Source organism: Vibrio genomosp. F10 str. 9ZD137, from assembly GCF_049974785.1.
Lineage (GTDB): Bacteria > Pseudomonadota > Gammaproteobacteria > Enterobacterales > Vibrionaceae > Vibrio.
Genome location: NZ_JBNGCJ010000624.1, coordinates 1 through 7,032, shown reverse-complemented (window position 1 = coordinate 7,032; position 7,032 = coordinate 1). Strand labels below are relative to the sequence as shown.

Annotated in this window: 6 protein-coding genes, 2 pseudogenes and 1 riboswitch; of the genes and pseudogenes, 4 read left to right on the top strand and 4 right to left on the bottom strand. The window is 41.4% G+C overall.

The window, feature by feature from the left end; translation table 11 throughout:
• Positions 1–396 (bottom strand): annotated as a pseudogene (locus tag ACP45E_RS15215) (Na+/H+ antiporter); the annotation flags it as partial.
• Between the two features lie 115 nt (positions 397–511).
• Positions 512–693, bottom strand: a riboswitch (Lysine riboswitch).
• Positions 694–1,069: 376 nt separating this feature from the next.
• Between ACP45E_RS15215 and ACP45E_RS15210 the strand changes: the two are divergent.
• Positions 1,070–1,486, top strand: coding sequence for an H-NS family nucleoid-associated regulatory protein (locus ACP45E_RS15210; RefSeq protein WP_017034903.1), 417 nt, complete (start codon positions 1,070–1,072; stop codon positions 1,484–1,486).
• A 58-nt stretch (positions 1,487–1,544) separates the two neighbouring features.
• On the opposite strand, the gene ACP45E_RS15205 is transcribed toward ACP45E_RS15210, so the two are convergent.
• Together ACP45E_RS15205 and ACP45E_RS15200 are read right to left on the bottom strand one after the other, a co-directional pair.
• Positions 1,545–2,849, bottom strand: a complete 1,305-nt coding sequence (locus tag ACP45E_RS15205) for an inosine/guanosine kinase (protein WP_017034902.1) — start codon at positions 2,847–2,849, stop codon at positions 1,545–1,547.
• 98 nt (positions 2,850–2,947) lie between these two features.
• Positions 2,948–3,217, bottom strand: coding sequence for a hypothetical protein (locus ACP45E_RS15200; protein ID WP_017034901.1), 270 nt, complete (start codon positions 3,215–3,217; stop codon positions 2,948–2,950).
• Between the two features lie 170 nt (positions 3,218–3,387).
• On the opposite strand from ACP45E_RS15200, the gene mnmA reads away from it, so the two are divergent.
• The 3 genes from mnmA (at position 3,388) to purB (ending at position 6,719) form a co-directional block, all read left to right on the top strand.
• Complete coding sequence (mnmA, locus tag ACP45E_RS15195; protein WP_017034900.1) at positions 3,388–4,497, top strand: tRNA 2-thiouridine(34) synthase MnmA; 1,110 nt, start codon at positions 3,388–3,390, stop codon at positions 4,495–4,497.
• A gap of 27 nt (positions 4,498–4,524) precedes the next feature.
• Positions 4,525–5,142 carry a high frequency lysogenization protein HflD gene (gene hflD / locus ACP45E_RS15190; RefSeq protein WP_017034899.1) on the top strand — a complete coding sequence of 206 codons (618 nt, stop codon included), beginning with the start codon at positions 4,525–4,527 and terminating at the stop codon, positions 5,140–5,142.
• Between the two features lie 206 nt (positions 5,143–5,348).
• Positions 5,349–6,719, top strand: a complete 1,371-nt coding sequence (gene purB, locus ACP45E_RS15185; protein ID WP_017034898.1) for an adenylosuccinate lyase — start codon at positions 5,349–5,351, stop codon at positions 6,717–6,719.
• 159 nt (positions 6,720–6,878) lie between these two features.
• Here the strand turns inward: purB and ACP45E_RS15180 are convergent.
• A pseudogene (locus tag ACP45E_RS15180) lies at positions 6,879–7,032 on the bottom strand (protease HtpX); the annotation flags it as partial.

The window sequence follows — 7,032 nt, the reverse complement described above, 5'->3', positions numbered from 1 at the left end:
CGCTCTTCCGATCTCAATAAAGATGAATACCCCTAAGCAGGCGGCTAGCAGTTTAGAACCGCGTTTACTCTTCACACGAGTTTGTGCCCACTCGGCAAATGCTCGAGTACCGCCAGACATGGTTAAAAGAGCGGTCATCATGCCTAATAAAAGCAAGAAACCAACGATACTCATGTTCCATGAGTTAATGCTTCCGTCTTCAATAAAGACACTTGATACGGTTTTACCGACGTACCCGGCCATGCCGTTGGCGGAGTAATCAGTAAGTAGCAACGCACCGAGTACGATGCCGACACCAAGCGAAATTAGAACGCGGCGGGTAATAATAGCAAGACTTAACGCCACAATTGGAGGCAAGAGTGACAAAGGGGATGATGCAAAATCGATTAAATTCATGATCTTCAAAAACCAGTTAGTAATGGCAAGAGATCTACTGCAGAAAAATTTCGTGATAGTAACTCATCGAAATTTCATTGAACGAAGTGAAAGGCTAACAATGACAAAAACCTAACTCTACAGTAGCGCTCCATAGTGTAAAAATTATAGACTATGGCAGTGATGTACCTATTGAGTACACCCCCAGCAAAAGGTGATGATTTCACACTTTCACTTCGGCGAAATAGCCTTTTAATGTTATTCATTGGCATCACCCCAATAACATCGACTCTTCTATCTCGCGCCTCTACCGTGCAAGGTATAAAAAACCGCTGTTACTTTAAATTAACAACAATTTAACTAGCCTCACACTTAAAGCGGATTCTATTGTACTTACAAACCACCTCTTTGCAATATTTAACTCGAAATAAGCTATCAATAATAAATTTTATCCACCAACAGTGCTAACACTCCACGCGCTTTATTATGCAACACGTGAAATACGTGAACTGTTCGACTATTTCTATTAAGGCAAACTTTTTTCTAATATCTGATACAATAATTACCTCTATTTACATTAATATGACGATATATAATCTATTTATATGCTAGTATTTATTTTGATTTCATTATTGTGTTAAATCTATTTGCAGATTAATATCAGCCAATACAATTTATTTTCATAGGAATAGACATGTCGGAACTATCAAAAACACTATTAAATATTCGTAGCCTTCGTGCCTTTGCTCGCGAATTAACCTTAGAGCAACTAGAAGAAGCCTTAGATAAATTAACGATTGTTGTTCAAGAGCGTAACGAAGCTGAAGCTGAAGAGCGTGCAGCTAAAGCGGAACAAGAACAAAAACTGGCCGCCATTGCTGAACAGATTTCAAAAGACGGTATTGATGTTGAAGCGCTTATTTCTGCGTTATCCGGCGAAACAAAAACTAAGACGGGTAAAGTAAAAGCTAAACGTGCTCCTCGCCCTGCAAAATATAAGTATGTAGATACTAATGGCGAAGAAAAGACTTGGACCGGTCAAGGCCGTACACCTTCTGCAATTCAAACTCAGCTTGATGCGGGTAAATCATTAGAAGAATTTGCACTTTAATTTCGTTTTTTAAAACATCATTAAATATAAAAGGCTCCTTTAAAGGAGCCTTTCTCTTTTATCGTTCCCAATAAGATTCTTCTAAGCTGTCTTCCCTTTCAGGTAAACCCTTCGATAATCTTGGTGAATGCTGAGCTAATACTTCATAGCTCGCTCTATTAGAATATTTACACACTTGTGAAAACGATGAGTAAGTCAGAAATGTATGAGCATGCTTACTTGAGTTTGGAATATTTTCACGGTGATATGTGTTAGCAGCCATATCATGCAGTAACGCAGAGAGGGCGGCATCTCCTGCCCCATTGGTATTTTTAATTTTCTCTGGCCCGCCCATATATGGCGCTATATGTGAATACACCTTAATCGGATTATCACACATAGATTTCGCTGCAGGTCGGCTAAACTCATATCGATTAAATTCAGCAATCGATCCTGGCATTAATGGTAACGACGTTTCTCGTTTCGCCGCATCTTCCGTATAGCCCGCCATAAATAAGCCAACAGGGCCAGCCGTACATAAAACTAAATCAACCCAATTCAAAGTAATATCTGCAGCGACTAAAGGATCGTGTTCACCAGTTAAAGCTTCCGATTCTTCTTCATTCATTGCAACAACGGAAATATGTTCTTTTAAAAATTCTTGCCAGAATAAAGGATCATTCTGAATAACGTATTTTGTTCCTAACGTTAATACGACTGGGACATTATTCTTCTTTGCATACTCAATTGCTTTCATCGTTGCTAGAGGCATTGGGTCGCCCTCTTTACAGCGAACTAAATAAGCGGTGATAACCAGAGCTGAAGCATTTTTAAATATAGATTCAGGAATACTGTCTGGATGAAGTTGATTCATTTGACCTTCACTGATTGCAAAAGTCCGTTCTCCATCTTCCGTTATCAAAGCAAAACATCGCCCTATTGCGCCATCAACACCTTGCAGATGATTAAGATCCATTCGGCTCGACGTATTGCATAAATATTGATAACCATAACTGCCAATTTTAATATCTTGGCTCATCACCCCTAATAAAGTAGAACGGTCATCGGCTAACACGGAATAATTATGCAGCGTATTCCCAATGGTTCCGCCAGCATGTTCATTCGTGATTAGCTGCTCTTTTTTTAAATGATTGTATAGCGCTTCAGCGGTTGCATCATCAATAACTAATGAGTGCCCTTTGCTCAAATTATATTCTTCAATAAGATCAGAGGTTACTTTCGCTTCGATATCAACAAGCGTTTGATCAATGCCAATAATATGGGTTTGTGACATTTTTTTACTTTCTTGAGCTTGACTCACTAAAGGATCACGAGCGTGAACAGGAAAATAATGCTTGGATTTGCGTTGACCAGGGAATTTCATAAGCGACAGTTCGTATTAAGGATGAAGGGTGGATTCTACCGCGCTCAATAACACGCGGCAATCTAGCTAATTGTAGCAAACGTTTGCGATGGTAAAATTTATTCACCTTCCATAAAGCTCAGGTCTGGTAGACGATCTAAATGCTCTGAATAACGTTTTAAATTGAACTCGCCTTCATTTTTCATGACATCAAAAATCTCTATCGACATACAACATGCCATCATTGCAACCGCATCATCACGTGAAGTCCCCGTCATCATCAGGCGCATCAGCGTTTCTTTTACCTTCATTGGATTTCCATCTTCAAGCTGATTCTCAATCACTTGAATAAGCTCTTCTTCTTGCATGAATTCGTTTTGTTCAGACATTTTATGACCTCGTTATTCGTTTCGTCGCACTATGCCATAGCTGAGCAAATAACTTCTACATTAATACGATTTTTTTCATCAAATGACGTTATGATTCTAGCCTAGAAACTGTCACCGCTTTCCTGTTTCTGTTAGAATCTGCGACCAGTTATAGTAAGTGGTAATAAGTCATGTCAAACAACAGCCAAAAGAAAGTCATTGTCGGAATGTCTGGGGGTGTCGATTCATCCGTTTCAGCGTATCTTCTTCAGCAGCAAGGTTATCAAGTCGAAGGCTTGTTCATGAAGAATTGGGAAGAAGACGATAATGAAGAGTATTGTACTGCGGCTGAAGATCTCGCTGATGCTCAAGCTGTCTGTGACAAATTGGGGATACACCTGCATACCATCAATTTTGCTGCAGAATATTGGGATAATGTGTTTGAGTACTTCCTAGAGGAATATAAAGCCGGAAGAACCCCTAACCCTGATATTCTTTGTAACAAAGAGATTAAATTTAAAGCATTCCTCGATTTTGCTGATGACGTGCTTGATGCTGATTATATTGCAATGGGCCACTACGTTAGCCGTACCTTTCCTGAAGGCGAAGGGAAACCACAAATGCTTCGTGGCCTAGATAGCAATAAAGATCAGAGCTATTTCTTATATACATTAAGTCATGAGCAAGTGGCCCGTAGCCTTTTCCCTGTTGGCGAACTAGAAAAACCCGAAGTGCGTCGAATTGCTGAAGAGCAAGGGCTAATTACTGCAAAGAAAAAAGACTCTACCGGTATCTGCTTTATCGGCGAGCGAAAATTCACCGATTTCTTATCGCGTTACCTACCTGCTCAGCCAGGTAAAATCGAGACACCAGAAGGCACTGTGATTGGCGAACATCAAGGTTTGATGTATCACACCCTAGGCCAGAGAAAAGGCTTACACATTGGCGGCCAAAAAGGCGGCGGCGGTAATGAAGAACCTTGGTATGTAGCAGAAAAAGATCTGAAACGTAACGTTCTTATTGCGGTACAAGGTGGCGATCACCCTCTTCTAAAATCTCAAGGGTTGATAGCATCACAGCTTCACTGGGTAGACAGAAACACGATCACCGAGCCACTCACCTGCACTGTGAAGACTCGCTATCGTCAAACAGACATTAAGTGCACCATTATCCCTATGGATGATGAAAACATTAAAGTCATTTTTGACGAACCCCAAGTTGCTGTCACACCTGGCCAATCCGCTGTCTTTTATTCAGATAATGTTTGCCTCGGTGGCGGTATTATCGAACAACGTATTTAACTAATTCGTAAACTGGAGTACTACTACGTGGCGAATTCTCTGTATGACCGTACTATAGCCTTTGCTGGTATATGCCAAGCTGTTTCATTAGTTCAACAAGTAGCCAAAGATGGTGAGTGTGATAGCGATGCCTTTAAAACCTCACTGCATGCTGTCATTAATACCAGCCCCAATAGTACCTTAGATGTGTTCGGCAGTGAGCAAGATCTAAAACTTGGGTTGCAGTGTTTGGTAAAAGGAATCGACAGTACACCCGCGGGCAGCGAAGTAACTCGCTATATCATCAGCCTAATGGCTCTCGAGAAAAAACTCAGTTTACGCAATGATGCTATGTCTCAGCTCGGCGATCGTATACAGATGTTGGAGCGACAGTTGGACCATTTTGAACTGCTTGATGACCAAATGCTCAGTAACCTAGCCAGTGTTTATCTGGATGTGGTTAGTCCTATAGGCCCTCGTATTCAGGTTTCTGGAACACCAGCTGTCTTACAGCATACGACTAACCAGCACAAAGTTCGTGCATTATTGTTGTCGGGTATACGCAGTGCGGTTCTTTGGCGTCAAGTTGGGGGCAAACGTCGCCACTTAATTTTTGGTCGCAAGAAAATGGTCGAACAAGCTCAGATTCTATTAGCCAGAATGTAGCCAGGCTGAACATATACACAGCTTGCGAACTATCGCGAGCTGACTTTTTAGCCAACTCACTGTCTCTATTCGCTCAATGTAACTTTCGCGCAAACGATTGCGCAATGTTCGTGACAACAAGAGCAGTTATTGGTATAAAGCTCACAATTATTTAGAAACATAAGTTTTGAAAACACAAATTTTGAAACTCAATTCAGGAGAACACCATGGATTTGTCAGCGTTAACTGCTGTATCACCGGTAGATGGCCGTTACGGAAGTAAGACGATTGCTTTACGCAGCATCTTTAGTGAGTTTGGACTACTAAAGTACCGCACTATTGTCGAAGTTCGTTGGTTGCAAAAACTAGCTGCAACGGCAGGTATTGCTGAAGTTCCAGCGTTTAGCGCAGAAGCGAATCAATTCCTAGATAACATTGCAGCGAACTTTAACGAAGAAGACGCAGCACGTATCAAAGAAATTGAACGCACGACTAACCACGATGTGAAAGCGGTAGAATATTTTCTAAAAGAGAAAGTCGCAGACAACGCAGAGCTTCATGCGGTTAATGAGTTCATCCACTTTGCATGTACTTCAGAAGATATCAATAACACGTCACACGCACTAATGCTAAAAGAAGCGCGTGAAACAGTTATCCTACCTGAAATTAAAAACATCATTGACGCGATTAAAGCACTGGCTGTTGAATACCGCGACATTCCATTGCTTTCTCGTACGCACGGTCAACCTGCCTCTCCAAGCACAATGGGTAAAGAGATGGCAAACGTTGCATACCGTATGGAGCGTCAATACAAGCAGATCGCTGATGTTGAAATTCTTGCAAAAGTAAACGGCGCGGTTGGCAACTACAACGCGCACCTTTCTGCTTATCCTGAACTGGATTGGCACAATTTTAGCGAAGAGTTCATCACTGAATCTCTTGGTGTAAGATGGAACCCATACACAACTCAAATTGAACCTCACGATTACATCGCTGAGCTATTCGATGCGATTGCACGTTTCAATACGATTCTTATCGATTTTGATCGTGATGTTTGGGGCTATATTGCTCTTGGTCACTTCAAACAGAAGACCATCGCTGGTGAAATCGGATCGTCGACGATGCCACATAAAGTAAACCCTATCGACTTTGAAAATTCGGAAGGTAACCTTGGTTTAGCGAACGCAATGTTTAACCACCTATCTCAAAAGCTGCCTATTTCTCGCTGGCAACGTGACTTAACCGATTCAACGGTATTGCGTAACCTAGGTGTGGGTGTTGGCTATGCAATCATTGCTTATACTTCGACGCTTAAAGGTATTAGTAAGCTAGAAGTGAACCGTGAAGCACTACTGGCAGATCTTGATAAGAACTGGGAAGTACTTGCTGAGCCTGTACAAACTGTGATGCGTCGCTACGGCATTGAAAAGCCTTATGAAAAGCTTAAAGAGCTTACTCGTGGTAAGCGAATCGATGGTGAAGCTATGCGTAACTTTATTGACGGCCTTGAGCTTCCTGAAGCTGAAAAAGTGCGTCTAAAAGAAATGACACCCGCTAACTACATCGGTCAAGCCATTGAGCTAACTGATAAGCTATAACTGACACATTGCCATTGTAAACATGGCAAAAAACAGTAGAAAGTAACAAACAACAAAAAGGGCTCTAATGAGCCCTTTTTAATCTCTAATTATTTGTCACCCTTAAACCCTCTTGTCTCTGAATAATAAGGTTTAAGTCGATTGACTAGCCAGCCGTGTTTAGCTGTAATCGTAGCTTTTTAACGCTGCAATACGCTTATCCAACGGCGGATGACTCATAAGAAGCTCAGTCATAGAGCGCTTACCATTAATACCGAAGGCCATCATAGAACCTTCTAATTGGGGTTCGTGACTGACTTTCAAACGCTCTAGA